Raw genomic sequence first — 17,635 nt, 5'->3', positions numbered from 1 at the left:
TTTTCCTTGGTGGCTCCTGATTTCAGGTGCTCCGATGCCCTCCGCGGCCGTGGCACCGGAAGTCACAACAAGGGTATCCGCCTTCCATAGGTAGGTATTCACACTGCTGTACTTTCCCTAAGCGTCCGTTTTATCGGCAGTTTGCATCAGAGCAGTTGGAATGCTGCTTGCCTGCTGTTCTGCCGGCAGACCTATACCTGCAATGGTGATCCGTTGAGAAAAGTGTTCCCGATCATTACTTGTTCCCTAATGGTGCTGGCACTTGGCCGCCTGCAGGGGCAGACCTTCGAGATTAATGGTCAATCCACTCAATCCAGTAAGCCATCACCCGCCAGACCTGCCAAAAAGTCTGCACCCAGGTCCGCGCCAAGCGGCAAGAGCGCCGGCCAGCCAGCCCCATGGGCACGCGAGTCACAGGGAATCGGTTGGGGCTCGAGCATCCAGGTCTCCCGGGTAGCGCGCGCCGCCCAGGACGCCATGCGCCGAGGCGAAAATGGCAAGGCGGCTGACTTCGCGCAACGTGCGGCACAGGCAGCGCCGCAGAACCCCGATTTCTGGTTTCTTTATGGCTATACCGCTCGCGTCGCCGGTCGTTACCAGGCCTCTATAGACGCCTATAACCATGGCTTGCAGCTGAAGCCCTCGTCCATTCAGGGACTTTCAGGTCTGGCTCAGACATATGCCCGCATGGGCAACTCCGACGAGGCCAAGAAGCTGCTCATGAGAGTGATCGCCGCCAATCCCCGCGGGGCGAACGATCTGTTGCTCGCCGGGGAACTGTTCCTCAACACGGACGAGCCACAAAAGGCGCTGCCTTTGTTGCAGCGCGGGGACGCGTTACAGCCTTCATCCCGTGCGGAAGTGCTCTTGGCAAAGGCGTATCAGCGCACCAAGCAGCCAGAGCGCGCTAAACAAATGCTGCAGGCTGCGGAGCGCCGGTCTCCTGGAAGTCCCGAAGTGCTGCGCGCTGTCGCCGGGTTCTATCGCGAGGCTGGAGACTACAACTCAGCCATTGCGGCCCTGAAGAAGGTCCGTTCGCGCACTCCTGATCTGGTGGCCGAGCTGGCCTACACCTATCAGCTTGCCGGCAACAAACAACAGGCCGCCCAGTATTATGCGGAAGCTGCCAACGCCGCCCCCCAAGAATTCGCGTTGCAGATTAACGCTGCCCAGGCACAAGTCGGCGCCGATAATCTTTCCCAGGCAAAGACTTTCATAGATCGCGCGGCTGCCCTGCAGCCGGATCACTATCGTGTGCACGCGGTGCGGGGGACCATCGCTCAGCTGCAGGACCGTCCTGCCGAGGCCATCCGCGAGTACCAGACCGCCCTTGAGAAACTTCCCGAGGGGGCGCCCGAAGGCTTGCTGTATCCCATCGAGCTGCGCATGACTCTTGCTCAGCTATATCGTGATACCAATGACCAGACTTCGGCCGAACAACAGGCCCGTCTGGCTTCCGCCGAGGTCGGCAAGTTACAAATTACGGGGCCACTCCGCCCGGAGTTCCTGCGCTTGCGGGCGGCCATTGAAAACAGCAATGACGACCTCCAGTCCGCCGATAGAGATCTGAAAGAAGCGCTCTCACTCGATCCAAATAACAACAATATCCGGTTGCAGTTTGCAAACCTGCTCTGGCGATTGAAAGATAAGCCTGCCGCCAGGCAAATGTTCATGGAAGTCTTGCAGCGCGAGCCCAATAACCGCTTCGCCTTGATTTCAACTGGCTACCTCCTACGCGACATGGGAGACACCAAAGGTTCAGAGAAGTATTTTCTGAACGCCGTTCATCTCTACCCCAACGTGTACGTTCCGTACCTGGCATTGGGTGACCTGTATACCGGGACCGGTGAGTTCGCCAAAGCGCTGCAGAGTTACGAGCAGGCCTACAAACTGGCGCCCACAAATCCGCTGATCGTTGCTGGCGGTACCAATGCGGCGCTGGAATCACACAAGCTTCCACTGGCCCAGTCCTGGCTGGAGCGCGCTAAAGGCGAAATGCAAAACAATGCCGAGGTGATGCGCGAGCACGAGCGCTATCTCACCTGGACCGGTAAGTACGAGGAGTCAGCACGATTGGGTTGGCAGGTAATTCAGAAATTGCCACGGGACCGCGAAGGTCCGGTGTATCTGGCCTACGACTTGTTTTACCTGAATCGCTACGACGACGCGTTGCGCGTGGTGGAACACTACAAGCCCATCCTGCCCAAGGAAAAAGATCTGTGGTTGATCTCCGGTTACGTGCACACGCGTGCCGGATTGCTGACCAAAGCAGTGGACGATTTCAGCCATGCGCTGGAGCTGGACTCCAAAATGGCCACCGGCTACGTGAATCGCGGCTTTGTATTCAACGACACTCAAAATGCACAGCAAGCCGCGAGCGATTTTGAGACCGCGCTCAAGTTGCGGCCCGACTACGGCGAGGCCCACTTGGGAATGGCGTATGCCAACCTGCAGCTGCATCGTCCCAAGCAGGCCCTGCAGCAGGCTAATACGGCCGAACGCCTGCTCGGCGAATCAAAAGCCACGCACCTGGCGCGGGCCGGTGCATATCGCCAGCAGTTGCTGCTTGCCGAAGCGACCAAGGAATATCAAGCGGCGCTGAACTACGAGCCGCGGAACCTCGAGATCCAGCTTTCGCTCGCGGACACACAGTACCGTCTGCACCGATTTAACGACTCCATTGACACACTAAACAAAGCGCTGGCGCTCTCTCCCGACGACCCTTTTATCTATGCCCAGCTGGCTCATAACTATGTCCGCTTACACAGGCGAGAGGAGACCCTCCGCTACATTGAAGCAGCCGAGCGCGCGGGGGGTGACCAGACCGACGTGTTGCTGGCCAGCGGCGATGCACTGCTGGAACTGGGTGATCGTAATGCGGCTATGGACCGCTTCGCTCGTGCGCTTAGCTCGCCTGCCGCAGACCGCGTTGAAGCTCGTCTGGCGATTGCCCGGGTCTTTCAGCGTGAGGGACATTTCGACGATGCTCGCCAGCAGATCAGCCTTGCCTTTGCTGAGGCCCGCATAGGCGAGGCCGCCCCCGTTACCTCAGACAATTTTGTGGAAGCTGCCGGACTGTTCCTGCAGATGCACGACTTCAATCTGGCCGAAAAGTATTTTCAGCGAGCCAAGGCCGCCGGCGCTGACGATAGCGTTATTGCCATCGGAATGGCGAATACCTATCTCGCTCAGGGTCAAACTCAGAATGCTGAGGCGCAGCTTGCCAGCCTGGGGAATTCTGCAGATTACGACCACAATTACGACTTCATGATGGCGCAGGCCAATGTCTACCGGCAGCAGCAGAACAGCAATCGCGCCCTGATGGCCTTTGCCCGCGCTACCAGTCTGGCAGCGGAGGATGAAAATGCACAGCGTGCCGAGCTGGACGTTGCCGGGCAAGAAGGGCGACCCATTACCGAGAACGTGAGCGTGGGTTCCCAGATGTCCCTGGCGCCGGTTTTCGAAGACATCAATATCTATCAGCTCGACGCGCGGTTATTGGGAGTCACGGGAAATCCCGCGCTCCTTCCACCCCCGCGGCATTCCTGGGAAACCAAGGCCGACGCCGACTACAAGATCCATATCGGCAACTTTCCTACCATTACCGGCTTCGTGGAAGAGCGCAATGCGAACGGAACCGTCTCAATCCCGAGCACACTATTGATCCAGCATCGCAACACGTTCGATACCTCTTTCAATAGCGGGATAAACCCTGTGCTCCGTCTCGGATCAAACAAAATTGTCTTCAACCCAGGACTGCAGTTCACTCTGCGGCGAGATACCAGCGCTCCGACCTCAATGAACCAGAATTTGTTCCGGCAATACCTGTATCTCTCTACGTCTTCCTTCTTCAACTGGGTTTCGATACGGGCCAACTTAATGCGTGAAGCTGGTCCCTACACACGTTCCCCTCTCCCCCTACGCTCGAGCGACAAAACTGCGACTCTCCAATTCACCGTGGGCCGCCCCTGGGGAAAGACAGCACTTATTACCGAATACTCCGTCCGTGACATACAGTTTCCGCCCCTGGTGCGTGAGTACTACCAGACCAGTGCCGGCATTGGTCTTCGGAGAAAATTCGGCGAGAGATTCACCGCCAGCGTGTTGGCTGACTACTTACGTGCATGGCGCGTGCAGGACAATAGATTCGCAATTGCTCAGGCTTTGCGGCCCTGGGGACGCTTCGAGTACCGGCCCAATACTCGCTGGTCTGTCTTGGGAGCAGTTGCACTTTCGCGTGGCGCGGGATTTCACCTCTATGACAACGTGCAAGGCGAATTTCTCGTCTCATATGTAAAGCCCGTGCAACACACGCTGAGCGCGGTGGATGGCGAGGTGCCGGTCGCCTATCCTTTGCGGTTCTCGGTGGGTGTACAACAGCAGACCTTTTATGGTTTTACTGGCCGTGGCAGCGCAACCAGCATTGTTCCAGTGATTCGCCTCTCGCTCTTTTGATCGTTTAGGCGCATCTCCCGACAGTTCACTCAATGTCCCAACTCACTTCCATTGCCGACCGGTTCGGATCAGCGTTGAAACTGAACCCCACTGCGACCCAAAAGCGCATCGTGACTGGAAGTCTCACCATGCTGGTCGGGTCCGGGATGGTCGCGCTCTTGAACCTGATCTATAACGTGGGCATTGCCCACCTTCTGGGCCCAATCGCATTCGGCGAAGTGGCAGCCATATACACGCTGCTGATGCTGCTCTCAGCTATTACTTTGACGCTTCAGTTGGTATGCGCCAAGTTTGTAGCCCGCAACGACTCACCCGGCGCCAAGGCTGCCGTGTACTTGGCATTGCGCCGGCGCGCTTGGTACTTCGGAGCGACGATTGCTTTATTGCTCATTTTGGCTAGCCGCCCATTAGCCGTTTATCTGAACCTTAGCTCTCCTATTCTGGTCATCCTGCTGGCGGTTGGGATCGCCTTCTACATTCCTTTAGGGGTGCGACGGGGCGGAATGCAGGGCACATATGCCTTCCGCAAGCTGGCACTCAATTTTGTTCTCGAAGGCGTGGTCAAGCTGGGGGGCGCTCTGGTTCTCATCCGGATGGGAACGGGCGTGATCGGCGCCATTGCGGCGGTATCAGCCTCGGTGATCATCGCTTACGTATTTTCCCACCCCGGTCACGAACTGGAAGCCTCTCCCCAACCCGGCATACCGGCTTCCTTCCGCGAGGTCATGCAGGCCATCGTCTTCTTTGTGGGTCAGGTGATCATCAACAATATAGACATTGTTCTGGTGAAACATTTCTTCTCTCCCGAGCAAGCCGGCCTGTATGCCGCGGCCGCCCTTGTCGGTCGCGTGGTTTACATGTCGTCATGGTCGGTGGTGAGTGCGATGTTTCCTATCTCGGCGGGCGCCACCCCCGCCAAGCAGAACGATCGAGGCATACTGGCGGCTCCTCTGGCTATCGTTCTTTTCATTACCGGCAGCTTCGCATTGCTGTTGTCGTTTTTTCCAAATCTGGTTTGGCGCGCGGTGTTCGGCGCCGACTTCCTGCATCGAGACTTGGCCTTCTACTCATCTTTGTTGGTTCTCTATGCGGTGGCAACCGGGGTTTATTCACTCTGTGTTGTCCTGATCACTTACGAAATGTCGCGCAAGCTGGCTAACAGCGCTTGGATTCAGTTGGCGTTCAGCGCCGCCATCGTTCTTGGCATTCTCGCTTTTCACAATACCCTTCAACAAGTTGTATTGGTGCAATTGGTGATGCTGGCGGTACTGCTGGTTACGGTTACGTTGCCTTTCCTGCGCAGCCCAGCACGAGTACGTCCGGAACCACTCATAGTGCCGGCGCGCGTCACCATGCGCAAGCTGCGCGCAATGACCGAGGACGAAGTGATCTCCGAATTCTTGCGCAATGAATTTCACCACCGCGAATTCGACGCTGATCGTCAGAAATTTACTCCAGTGGTGGAAACTCCCGACCTGAGCAATCCCCAGCAGAACCGGCTGCGCCGCGCTCTTCTCTTTCGCCGTCGCGGGGGCATGTGGCGCGAACTGCCAGGCGACACTCAGTGGTGGGAAGTGGAATTAGGTCCGGAAGAAATCGCCCGCATGCGTTTCTTTCCGCGGGCCATGTGGCGCAAGTTCTCCAACGGAAGTTTTTATATTACCGACATGATAGAGCGAATTCGTACCGCCAGGAGCAAAGCCAGGGGCAGCCAGTTCAATGCCAAGATGGAAGAAGTCATCAGCGCTTTGCGGCGGCAAAACTCGCCAGCCACTTCAGTTTTGTTGATCGCTGAGGCTGAAAGCCGGCCGTTCACCATTATTGAGGGCAATCATCGGGTAGCTGCCGCCATGCAGATTTCGCCGGAATTTCTGCGTTCCCGCTTGCGATTTATCTGCGGCCTCTCTCCCCGCATGCATGAGTGCTGCTGGTACAAGACGAATTTGCGGAATTTATGGCGATATGCCCGGAATAAGGCGCGACACCTGGCTCACGATCCCGAGTCTGACATGGACCGCTTGCTCCAGCTACCGACGGAGACACCGGCAATTCAGTGACCAATTCCGCCCAAAATCAACTGTGTATTTTGTGTACTGCTGAAGGACAACGTGAGTAACCACCCAGGCATCTGTTTAATAGCTGCTGATAGCGAGCAGGTTCTAGATGATAGGAGGAGCGGTCTGTCGCCTGCGAGTTCAGCGGTGAAGTTCCCCGGTAACTCGGCCCGTTCTTCGAACCTTTTCGATGTGCTACTTACTGGTTGTTGGGAGCGTCTTTTGTGATTTTGGGCCCTATCAATTTCAATGTAAAAAATGAGCGGGAGTTCCCGGGCGCGAGGTGGCTGGCGTGGATGTAGCTGCCATAATCGTCATCGGTGCTCCCCCGGCGCGTTCTGCCCACGGCGCAAACGGCCACTCCTCTAATGGCCATGGGTCTAACGGACATGGGTCTAATGGCCATGGCTCCAATGGCCATAGCTCCAACACCCACGCCGCCGACGGGTACTCCATACCAACCTCCCCCGAAGAATTTGTGGGATTGCCCATCGCCTTGATGGATGTGCTTGGCGCGTCGGTGGTGCAGCGAGTGGTAGATCGTCTGCGCGGGGCAGGGATTTCAGCCATCTCCGTTTTGTTTGAAGAGCGTTTGCAAGGCTCTCCCGTGGTCCGTGAAGCCGAAGCACCTGACGCTAAGTGGGCTGCCGCGGCTGATCCGTGGGCTGCTGCCGAGGATGTCTTCACTGACTACGCCGCTGAAGGCGCAGACAACGTAATCGTTATCCGACTCGGAGCTTATGCCGAATTTGACCCCGCCGATCTGCTGCAGTTCCACGTCTCCCAAAGGCAGCACGTCACCCAGGTGTTCAACGATCGCCAGACGGTTGAGGCAGTAGTCATTAACTCCGATCGGCGAAATGATGCCGCGTGCCTGTTTCGTAGCCGTTTGACCAAGTTCAGATCGCCGGCGGCTGCTTACCTGATGCAAGGCTATATGAATCCTCTTGAAACGCCTCAGGACCTCCGTCGGCTTGCCCAAGATGGGCTCCTGAAGCGTTGCGCGCTGCAACCCGCGGGCAAAGAAATTCGCCCAGGGATTTGGCTGGGAGAGCATGCGCATGTTCACCGGCGCGCGCGCTTGATCGCTCCCTGCTACGTAGGACCTGGGGCAAAGATTCGTGCCGCCGCAGTCCTCACCCGCGCGACCGCAGTGGAACATCACGCTGAAGTGGACTGCGGAACGGTGGTTGAAGATGCGAGCATTATGCCCTACACGTATCTGGGTTCCGGTCTCGACTTCTGCCACATGGTAGTGGGCTTCCGGCAAATCGTGCATCTACACCGGCACGCACAAGTGGAAATTTCGGATCCCAGGTTGGTGGATGCTCTCACCGCCTCCGCACCGTGGCGTACGATCGAAAGTGCGGCCGTACTCGCGACCTACCTGCCATTGCAGTTCCTTCGAGGGTTGCTGTCGTCCGCGCCGCGCCAACAGCCTTCCAACCAAACCGTGCGGGTCTTATCACCCGCTCTCGACTCCTCCGCCTTGCAAGCAACTACGCAGTGCGCCGGAGGTGAAGATTTTTCTGCCAACCTGGCAGCCGTGAGGAGATATGGGGACCAGTAGGCCTGTAATTGTGAAACGTATGCCGGAACGGCTGAACCTGAAGCATGCTCAGGAGTTTCTGCGGGAAGTTCAACCTTTCGTCAAATCGGATCGGCCACAGATCGTGTTCGACTTTTCCGCCGTGCGTCTGATGGATGCTGCAGGCGTCGAACTTTTGTTGCAGTGCATGCGTGAAGCCATGAAGCGCGACGGCGATTTGAAGCTTGCCGCGCTCTCGCCCCAGGCGGCAGTAGTGCTCGAACTTACACGCACTGATCGCCTATTCGAGGTGTATGACAACGCCGCCGACGCAGTACGCAGCTTCAGCGGCTTCTTGCCAAACGCCCTGCGGAACTACCCAGATTGGAAGGTGGTTGCGCCGACTCCCAGTGTCAATGAGCTGGCAGCGTAAGCACGTCCTTCGCAGGAAGGTAAGGACTTCTATGAGAATTCAGAGTAGGTGGACGTTGCGAGCGGTCAGCTTGGGTTTGAGTTTGATCCTGGCGAGTGGAGAGTTGGTCTGTGCGGTTGGTCAGACGGAAGCCCCGCAAGCCAGCCCGGCTCAAGCAGAAGGTACGCAAGCACAGGTGCCACCGGCGCCGCGGGCGGAAGCGCCACCTGCGCCTTTGCCTGATGCCCCAAGCTCTTCCCCAGCCAATCAACCGAGCGCGGTTGGCCAAAGTAGTGGAGATCAGGGCAATGCTCAGCCCAATGGTACTGAACCCAAGCCTGTTCAGCCCCAGAACGGCCAGACTCCCAACAACGATCAAAATCCAGCGCAGCAATCGAAGCCGCAAGAGCCAGCCGGCACCGCCGCTGCTCAAGCCGCGCAAACTTCTGGTGGAGCAGCATCCAAGCCGGCCGGAATGGCGATCGCTCCCGCCAAACAGCGCCAGGTTCGTTCGTTCCTCATAAAGTTGGGTGCTATCGCCGGGGCAGGAGTGGCAATCGGTACGGTGGTCGCCTTATCCAAAGGAAGTCCCTCCAAGCCGCCGGGCGCGAGGTAATGGGACAAAAGCTGATGGAGACCCGCGATTCACGGCAACGCTCCCCTGTGCTGATCAGTTTTTCCGGCATTGATGGCGCTGGGAAAAGTACCCAGATCGAGCACCTGGAATCCGAACTCGCCCGTTCCGGGCGGCAAAGTTACCGACTCGCCTTTTGGGATGACGTGGTCGTTCTCAAGAGCATTCGTGAAGGAGTTACCCACAAAGTCTTTAAGAGTGAGAAAGGCATCGGCGCACCTGGGCGTCCCGTTGCGCGCCGCGATAAAAACGTGCGCGCCTGGTATCTCTCCCTGGTTCGTTCAGCCTTTTATCTGCTCGATGCCATTCATTTGCGTCTGACGGTTAAACGAGCGCTGAGAATGCGGGTAGACGTAATTATCTTCGACCGCTATTTGCATGATGAGCTCGCGAATCTTCCCCTGGGGAACCCTATCGCTCGGGCCTACATCCGTTTCTTGGCCTGGTTAGCGCCCCGGCCTGACTTGGCGATGGTTTTGGACGCTGATCCTGCGGCGGCTTGCCTTCGGAAACCAGAGTACCCGGTTCAGTTCGCGGAGCGTTGTCGCAGAACTTATCTGGATATGGCAGCCCTGCTGGGCATGACCATCATTGCTCCCCAGCCCCTGCCCCAAGCCAAAGCAGCAGTTTGGACTGTTGCCCGCAGAACGTTGGTTCCGCCCATCGCCGAGGAGCGCCACCTTCCGGTGGCGGCTCGAATTCCCGCGTAACTCCGCACAGGGCCGCTTCTACAAGAAACAGAATCCAGCAACTCTGGATGCAGAATCGTGGTCTGACGACCATTCCCACACCATTTTCAACTCGTATATGGGCGGAATTGTCCAATTATTTTTTGTGCCGCAGCTCAGCCAACACTGCTGCTCTGGCTTCCATCCTAAGTATGCAGACGAAGCAACTCTGCAGGATTCGCAATGAACTCAATGCAAAAACTGGGGCTTGTAATCCCCACATTAAACGAAGCGGGCAACGTCGAGGTGCTTCTCCAGCGAGCGCAGGCCAGCCTTGATCCACTGGGGATAGATTACGAAATCATTGTTGTGGACGACGACAGCCGCGACGGCACGGGAGAGGTCGTACAAAACTACGCCCGCGGTAACCACCGAGTGAAGTTACTCGTGCGCCGCGGACAGCGTGGTTTGGCAGGCGCGGTCATTTATGGCTGGCAGAACACGGATGCGGACCTTCTAGGAGTTATGGACGCGGATTTGCAACACCCTCCCGAGCTCTTGCCCAAGCTAGTCGCAGCCATTGAAGAAGGCAACGACATTGCAATCGGCAGCCGCTATGCCCAGGAAGACAGTAACAGCGTGGCCGGTTGGAATCCGCTGCGGCGTTTGGTTTCTACCTTGGGGACGTGGGTGACGGTTCCTCTGTTGAAGCGAACTGTTCGCGTAAAGGACCCGCTTTCCGGATTTTTCGTGGTTCGGCGGAATTCAGTTGCGGGTATTCCCTTGCAACCTGAAGGCTTCAAGATTCTGCTGGAAATCCTGGTCCGCGGCCGTGTGCGTTCGGCGGCAGAGGTTCCGTTCCGCTTCGGCCTGCGTTACGCGGGTAAAAGCAAAGCCAGCATGAAAGTGGCGCTCGATTACTTTTCACTTCTTGGAAGACTTTCGGTCAACGCGTTCTTGAAGTTGGGATCCTGATGAAAATTTGCCTGATCAGTACATTTCCACCTAGTCGGCAGGGGCTCAGTGAGTACGGATATCACATTGCACGCGAGCTGCGCCAAAATCCTCTCACCAGTATTACCATTCTGGCCGATGAGCTCACCACTCCCGAGCCTGAACTGGAAGACTTCAGCGTGATCCGCTGCTGGTCCTTCAACTCTCTCCGTAACCCGGCCCGGTTGTTGCGCTACATCCACACCCTTAAACCTGACGTCGTGTGGTTCAACCTGGGCTTTGCAACTTTTGGGGATAAGCCCCTCCAGACCTTTGCCGGCATTTGCATCCCGTTGTTGACGCGCCTTAACGGCTTTTACACCCACGTCACGCTGCACCAGGTGGTTGACTACGTTGACCTCAAAGCGGCCGGTATCCGCTATCCGCGGCTGTACCGCGCTGCCGGATACATCGCAACTCGGCTGCTGCTGATGTCGAATTCCATCTCCGTTCTGCTGCCTGCTTACCGCCGCACTTTACGTGACAGATATCGCGGAAAGAACATTCACGTGCGGCCTCATGGGATCTTCTCCAATTGTCCGGAACACCCCGATCTGTCTTTGCGCGGCAATCCGGTACAGCGCATTCTGGCGTTCGGAAAATGGGGTACCTATAAACGCCTGGAGCAGATTCTGGATGCCTTTCCTGCCATAGCTGCGGCGGTTCCAAACGCTCAACTAGTGATTGCGGGCGGCGATCACCCCAAGACAATCGGTTATGTAAACTCTGTGGCAGAAAAATATAAGAACGATCCGCGCATTGTGTTCACCGGCTACGTGGCAGAGGATGAGCTTCCGGAACTTTTCAAAACGGCATCGGTTGCCGTGATGCCCTACTCCTCCGCCGCGGGATCGAGTGGCGTTGCCCACCTCGCATGCACCTACGGCCTGCCCATTGTCTGCGCAGACATCCCCGATTTCAGGGAGATGGCAGATGATGAGAACCTGGCTATCGATTTCTACCGGACCGGCGACACACGCAGCATGGCTGAAGTTCTCACCAACCTCTTGTTGTCCACGGAACGGCAGCACGAAATGGCGGAGCAGAATTTCTCCGCTGCCATGCGCATGACTATGCCCCAGGTCGTTCGGCAATACTTGCGTGCCTTTGACGTGCACCAGCGCACCCGCGCGCTCGATCCGCTGCGACGTTTTCGCCGCATACCTTCCTGGATACCTTCACGTTCCGCTTTAGCGCGTGCCGTCGGTTCCAGGACTGCACCCTGGAGCTGAATCTCTCACCGGGCAGCTCATGCCGTGTAAGCTGCAGCAGCTAATAGGTTTGTTCCCACCTACCCGCACCGTGATTTCAGCCAGTTTCGCAAACTAAACGTAGCGGCACATCCCCGCAGGTGTTTACAATTTTTTACTTCTTTTTACTTGCTCGTGACACACCTGCAATACACTTCAACTATCTTGTGGCCCGGTAGCAGTGATGAGCAACCTCGGGCAGGAGAAAGCGATGAAGAAACGGATGCCGGGGAAACAGCCCACCCGAATGGTGCTGATGTTGATGTTGGCCGTCGTACTGCCCGCGGCCGGTTTGATTGGTTTCAGCGTGCTTCATTTGGCGTCCATTCAGCGCAACAGCGGAATCGAAGCCCTTTTTCAACGCGACTTTTATCATACCCTCGGCATCTCGGAAAAACAGATCAATCACAAAGCGTTCGACATGATTGATGGCCTCAGGCGTCAGTTTCCTAATCCAGGAACGGCTTGCGAGAGTTCTCTCGACCAGTTGCTGGAGAAAAATTCATTCGCAGCACACTTATTCGTTTATAACCCGGAACGTGGGTTAGTCTACCGCTCCCAGCCGGCTCGTATGAACGATCCGGAATTTCGTTCCGAGCGCGAGCAAGTGCAAGAACTTGCCGGATGGATTAAGGGCGGCTATGAATCCATGATCAAAGAATTCGAGAAGATGGATGAGAAGGGAAAGCTGCCAGTCTATTTCGACCACATGATGGTTAGCCGCGGCGAAAAACACCACTATATTTCCGTGGCTTGGTTCCTTGTGCCCCCATCACCGGGTGTGACCCCCTCGATTGGAGCCATGGCGTTTGACGCTGACTTCCTGCGTGATCATTTCTTCCCGGAGATGCTGAATAGCCTTTTAACAGAGAACGCCGGGCAGGACAGAAATCATGCAGTGATGATGGTGCACGTGAAGGGCGATTCGTCCCCGACAGCAGTCTCCGCAGAATGGGATGGCGGCTACCCTGAAGTAGAACGGCCGCTCGACGGAGCGTTTCCGGGAATGATCCTCGGCATCAAGTTACGCGGTACCACCCTGGCGGCACTGGGCCAACATTTTATACGTACCGAGTTTCTGATCCTCTCCGTCCTTTCGCTATTGATGGCAGGAGGAATTGTTCTGACGTATCGCAATGTCAACAAAGAGATGGCGTTGGCCCGCCTCAAGTCCGATTTTGTGTCCAATGTTTCCCACGAACTGCGAACTCCTCTGGCGCTGATACGCCTCTATGCAGAAACTTTGGAAATGGGCCGCCTCACGAACAAAGAGAAGTTTGAGGAGTACTACCGCATTATCCGCAAAGAAAGCGAGCGTCTCACCGCACTGATCAACAATATTCTCGACTTTTCACGTATCGAGGCCGGCCGCAAAGAGTACGACTTTCGCGACACCGATATCGCCGAGCTGGTGCGCAACACACTCGAATCTTATCGCTACCAGATCGAGCAAAACGGCTTCGCATTTCAGGAGAACATCGCAGACGATGTTCCTCCGGTCAAAGTCGACCGCGAAGCGATTGCCCGCTCCTTGTTGAATCTGGTCAACAACGCCTTAAAGTACTCGCAGAAAGATAAATTCCTGAATGTGAATCTCTATCGCGAAAACGGTTCCGTCAAATTGGAAGTGGTTGACCACGGAATTGGCATTCCAAAATCTGAGCAGCACAAGATTTTTGAGAAATTCTACCGAGTCGGCGATCCGCTGGTTCACACAACCAAAGGGAGCGGTCTGGGACTCTCGCTGGTTCGTCATATTGTTCATGCTCATGGAGGAGATGTTTCCGTCGAGAGCGCGCCCGGCCAAGGCAGCAAGTTCACTATCGTTTTGCCGGTGGATTCGGAGGGCATCAATGCCAGGACAGCATCCGCATAGAAACGGTGAGTCAGTGACCGCGAAGCCCGAAACTGTGAACATGGCTGGCCGCTCTACTCAGGAAGGCAGGAGGTCGAAGGGAATGGCAAAAATTCTCATCGTTGAAGATGAGCCAAACATGGTTGCCGGCTTGCGCGACAACTTCGAGTACGAAGGTTACGAAGTAATTACTGCGGGAGACGGCGTGGATGGCTTGGAGCGTGCGCTCAAAGATTCCCCGGACATTCTTGTGCTCGACGTCATGATGCCCCGGATGAGCGGGCTCGACGTTTGCAAGCAGCTCAAGGCCAAACGCCCTTCGTTGCCCATCATCATGCTGACTGCCCGAGGTCAGGAAGTAGACAAAGTTGTCGGCCTCGAACTCGGCGCCGACGATTACGTAACCAAGCCGTTTTCTATCCGCGAGCTGTTGGCGCGAGTCAAAGCTGTTCTTCGCCGCAGCCAGGGAGCCGCCAAAGGCGGTGAGAATCATTCCTTCGGCGATGTTGACGTCAACGTGCGCAGCTGCCGGGTCCTGCGCGCCGGAAAGCCGCTTGAATTTTCGGCGAAAGAATTTGAGCTGCTTAAGTATTTTCTGTCTCATCCCGGCGAGACCCTCAGCCGTGATCGTTTGCTGGAAGAGGTCTGGGGCTATGACAAGTTCCCCACAACTCGCACGGTGGACGCGCATATTGTCCGCCTGCGGCAGAAGCTGGAAGCCAAGCCGGAGGAACCTCGATTCATCCTTACAGTTCACGGCGTTGGATACAAATTTGTAGGTTGATCAGAATCGAGCAAGGTTTTTGAAAGCAAGAGTTGGATAGCGAGCAACTGCGTTGGATTCATAAACTGGCACCGTAAATCTCGGCAATTAGCCGGAGGAAGCAGTGGGCGAATTTTTGCAGGAACGGCGGATCCAGTACACGCGGCAGCATTCATCAGTAGCGCTGGGAGTCGCGCGGCGTGGGGCCGCATCCCCAGCTCACAAGCAGACGCTACTCCACCACAATCAGGCGCTGGAGGCGGAACTCACCACCCTGCGAAGCGAGCGCGATACCTTGGCACGCGCGGTCGCAGAGGCCGCTCAAGTGCAGCGCAAGCTGAGTGCTCCTCGTTATTTTCGTCACGCCGATTTCGACATCGCGGGAGAGATCTTCCCTGTAAACCAGGTCTCTGGCGACTTGCTGGCCAGCTTTGAAGTCGGAAACCAAATGCTGCTTGCGATCGGCGACATTGCGGGCAAAAGTTTCTTTGCGGGCATGTGGTTCGCTCACATCATGGGGCTCATTCGCTTGTTCGCCGGATCGCTAGCAGACCCGGCGGCCATTGCCGCGGAAATGAACCGGCAACTATCAGCACTGCAACCAGAGCCACCCATGACCACGCTTTTCCTGGCGCTGCTGGATGCAGCAACCGGTGAGCTTATCTATTGCAATGCTGGCCATCCCCCTCCGCTTCTTCTGCGCCGCGACGGCACCGCCGAATGGTTGCAAACCGGCGGACCCTTGCTCGGCGCGGTTCCCGGCGTTCCGTTCGCAAACGGACACGTTGTGCTCAGCCATGCAGACACACTAGTGGGGTATTCCGACGGGATCGTCGAATGTCGCGACGCTGACGGCGAAAATTTTGACCAACCGCAACTTGTGGCCGCGGCCCGCAAGTCTGCAGTCAGCGAGTCGACTACCCGGTCTGCTGACTCCATTCTGTTTTCCGTGTTGGGAGCCGCCCAGGATTTCGCCGGCGGTCACCCTTGTGCCGATGACATTACTTTGATGGTCGTACACCGTCTGGAGGAGACCGGAACGCTTTCGGTCGGATGACGTATGCCCCTTGCTGATGCCAAATCGAGGGCCACCCCGCTGGCTATGTCCGGTGTGCCCTTTGCATCTTCTCGAGCACGCAACCCGAACATCACTGTGCCCGTGGACCACACCTCGCTGGTTCGCGAGGCGCAGTCGGGGAATATTGCGGCCTTTGAAGAACTGGTGCGCAGCTACGATCAGGCTGTGCTCCGGCTCGCGCTGCATGTCACCGGTTCGGAGCACGACGCCCAGGACATTTATCAGGATGCATTTCTGCGCGTTTACCAGAATCTTTCCACTTTTCGCTTTGAGTGCTCGTTTTACACCTGGGTTTATCGCATCGTGACCAATTTGTGCCTGGATTACATACGCCGGCGGCAGAACCGTCTGAAGCATGTCACGGTCACTGTCTCTCCCGATGGTGAAGAAAGCGATGTGATGGATCGCGTTCCGGATCGCCGGCCCGGAAGCAATCCCGACCGTGAGTTGATGAACCACGAGCTACGCGGTTACATCAGCCGCGCCCTGGCAAAACTCTCCCCCCGCGAAAGAATGGTATTTGAACTCCGGCACTATCACGGGCTCAAGCTGCGCACTGTCGCCGGCATGTTAAAGACCAGCGAGGGCACCGCCAAGAACATCCTGTTCCGCGCTACTCATAAGTTGCGGGGTGATCTGGCTGAGGTGCGGTAAGGGAGAGAGGATTAACTGCCCGAGAGGGTCAACTCGTCTTCTTGAAATGCTTGCTGAGGGTAAGGCTCTGCCGCTGATACGATGAGCCGATGTTGGTTCCGTAAATTTTCTCCGGCAGACTCAACAATCGCATATAGGTAAGGCGGCCGACGATCTGCCCATCTTCCAGGAGGAACGGCACATCGTGCGCCCTTACCTCCAACACGGCGGGCGTCCCTTTGATGTCGCTGAGTCCGTATCCAAATCCAGGGTCAAAAAATCCTGCATAGTGAATGCGGAACTCACCGACTGAGGGGTCAAAGGGCACCATCTCCGCCGCGAACTCCGGTGGCACCCGCACTTTTTCCTTCGATGCCAGAATGTAAAAGTCTCCCGGATCAAGGATCAGCCGATTTTTGCTAGGCTGGCGTTTTGCATCCCAGAATTCTTCTGGCGAGTAGTAGTTGATCTTCTCCAGATCAATGGCGGGAGCGTTTCTCTTCGCCTTATAAGCAATCACTTCCGTCGGTTCATGGGGCTGCAAATTCACGGAAACTCGCAAGCCTCGATCAATCAAAGCCTTCGTGGGACTCTTTTCATCGCCCAGATACACCAACGATTTCTCCTCATCCAACGCATAAATTGCGCGATCGCCACTAAGCGGATTGCCACGCAGAAAACGCAGCTGGCTTAGCCTCATGCCGGCCCGCACGATGATGGCGAAGGTTCGCGGAACAATCTCCGCGTACAGCTTGCCGGTATAACCCTCGGGGACTTCTTCGAATTCAGTTCCGTAGTCGGCAATCAGCCGCGTAAAAATATCCAGCCGACCGGTGGAACTTTTGGGGTTTGCCCTGGCGGAGATGCTGGCCGGCAGATTTAGCTCCTCCATGAGCGGCACAATGTAAACGCAGCCCGTCTCCAGCACCGATGTTTTAGTCAGATCAATTCTGGCCATCCGCAGATCTTGAATCTTCTGCTCAACCGTGCAGGAGGGGCCCGGCAGGAAACTGGCCTGGACACGGTGCGCCACTTCTCCAATGCGCAAATCCAAGCTGGCTGGTTGAATCTGCTCTTCTTTTATCTCGGTGTACGCGCGAACCCGCCCTGCCTCAATGAGAGCTCTTATGTCCTGCGAAGGCAGGACTCCCGTCTTGGATGTTGCCACATCGGTGCGCTCTAGTTCAGGGAAAAGACCGGGTGCCACCGTGGTCACATCCAAAGGCATAGTATCTGGGGATCCCTTGCTAAGGGGGCTACGAAAACAATATCAGAATTCCCCTCTCCCGGTTTCTGAGGAACCCTGTGAATT

General features: G+C 56.5%; 13 protein-coding genes. 12 read left to right on the top strand and 1 reads right to left on the bottom strand.

Annotated features, from left to right (window positions below; translation table 11 throughout):
* The first annotated feature begins 222 nt into the window (after window positions 1–222).
* The 12 genes from VFA76_00570 to VFA76_00515 all read left to right on the top strand — a co-directional run bounded on the left by VFA76_00570 (window position 223) and on the right by VFA76_00515 (window position 16,344).
* On the top strand, window positions 223–4,455 hold the full coding sequence (locus VFA76_00570) for a tetratricopeptide repeat protein (GenBank protein HZR30327.1): 4,233 nt from the start codon (window positions 223–225) through the stop codon (window positions 4,453–4,455).
* Between the two features lie 32 nt (window positions 4,456–4,487).
* Complete coding sequence (locus VFA76_00565; protein HZR30326.1) at window positions 4,488–6,512, top strand: oligosaccharide flippase family protein; 2,025 nt, start codon at window positions 4,488–4,490, stop codon at window positions 6,510–6,512.
* A gap of 280 nt (window positions 6,513–6,792) precedes the next feature.
* Window positions 6,793–8,079 carry a hypothetical protein gene (locus VFA76_00560; GenBank protein HZR30325.1) on the top strand — a complete coding sequence of 429 codons (1,287 nt, stop codon included), beginning with the start codon at window positions 6,793–6,795 and terminating at the stop codon, window positions 8,077–8,079.
* The gene (locus tag VFA76_00555; protein HZR30324.1) at window positions 8,066–8,470 is read left to right on the top strand and encodes an STAS domain-containing protein; all 405 of its coding nucleotides are present in this window, start codon (window positions 8,066–8,068) and stop codon (window positions 8,468–8,470) included. Before VFA76_00560 ends, VFA76_00555 begins: the two co-directional genes overlap by 14 nt.
* A gap of 31 nt (window positions 8,471–8,501) precedes the next feature.
* Window positions 8,502–9,065 carry a hypothetical protein gene (locus VFA76_00550; GenBank protein HZR30323.1) on the top strand — a complete coding sequence of 188 codons (564 nt, stop codon included), beginning with the start codon at window positions 8,502–8,504 and terminating at the stop codon, window positions 9,063–9,065.
* Window positions 9,065–9,793 (top strand): thymidylate kinase, encoded by a 729-nt coding sequence (locus VFA76_00545; GenBank protein ID HZR30322.1) that lies wholly within the window; start codon window positions 9,065–9,067, stop codon window positions 9,791–9,793. The genes VFA76_00550 and VFA76_00545 overlap by 1 nt, the downstream gene beginning before the upstream one ends.
* 201 nt (window positions 9,794–9,994) lie before the next feature.
* Window positions 9,995–10,726 carry a polyprenol monophosphomannose synthase gene (locus VFA76_00540; GenBank protein ID HZR30321.1) on the top strand — a complete coding sequence of 244 codons (732 nt, stop codon included), beginning with the start codon at window positions 9,995–9,997 and terminating at the stop codon, window positions 10,724–10,726.
* The gene (locus VFA76_00535; protein HZR30320.1) at window positions 10,726–11,976 is read left to right on the top strand and encodes a glycosyltransferase; all 1,251 of its coding nucleotides are present in this window, start codon (window positions 10,726–10,728) and stop codon (window positions 11,974–11,976) included. Before VFA76_00540 ends, VFA76_00535 begins: the two co-directional genes overlap by 1 nt.
* A 229-nt stretch (window positions 11,977–12,205) precedes the next feature.
* Entirely contained in the window at window positions 12,206–13,870 is a 1,665-nt protein-coding gene (locus tag VFA76_00530) for a HAMP domain-containing sensor histidine kinase (GenBank protein ID HZR30319.1), read from the top strand.
* A gap of 82 nt (window positions 13,871–13,952) precedes the next feature.
* On the top strand, window positions 13,953–14,633 hold the full coding sequence (locus VFA76_00525) for a response regulator transcription factor (GenBank protein HZR30318.1): 681 nt from the start codon (window positions 13,953–13,955) through the stop codon (window positions 14,631–14,633).
* A 103-nt stretch (window positions 14,634–14,736) separates the two neighbouring features.
* A complete protein-coding gene (locus VFA76_00520; GenBank protein ID HZR30317.1) occupies window positions 14,737–15,669 on the top strand; it encodes a PP2C family protein-serine/threonine phosphatase in 933 nt (310 codons plus the stop codon).
* A 3-nt stretch (window positions 15,670–15,672) separates the two neighbouring features.
* Complete coding sequence (locus tag VFA76_00515; GenBank protein ID HZR30316.1) at window positions 15,673–16,344, top strand: sigma-70 family RNA polymerase sigma factor; 672 nt, start codon at window positions 15,673–15,675, stop codon at window positions 16,342–16,344.
* A 28-nt stretch (window positions 16,345–16,372) separates the two neighbouring features.
* On the opposite strand, the gene VFA76_00510 is transcribed toward VFA76_00515, so the two are convergent.
* Window positions 16,373–17,530 (bottom strand): 2'-deoxycytidine 5'-triphosphate deaminase, encoded by a 1,158-nt coding sequence (locus VFA76_00510; GenBank protein HZR30315.1) that lies wholly within the window; start codon window positions 17,528–17,530, stop codon window positions 16,373–16,375.
* Window positions 17,531–17,635 lie beyond the last annotated feature (105 nt).

The sequence above is a fragment of the Terriglobales bacterium genome (assembly GCA_035651655.1).
Lineage (GTDB): Bacteria > Acidobacteriota > Terriglobia > Terriglobales > Acidobacteriaceae > DASRFG01.
This window is presented reverse-complemented; position numbering and strand designations above follow the sequence as displayed.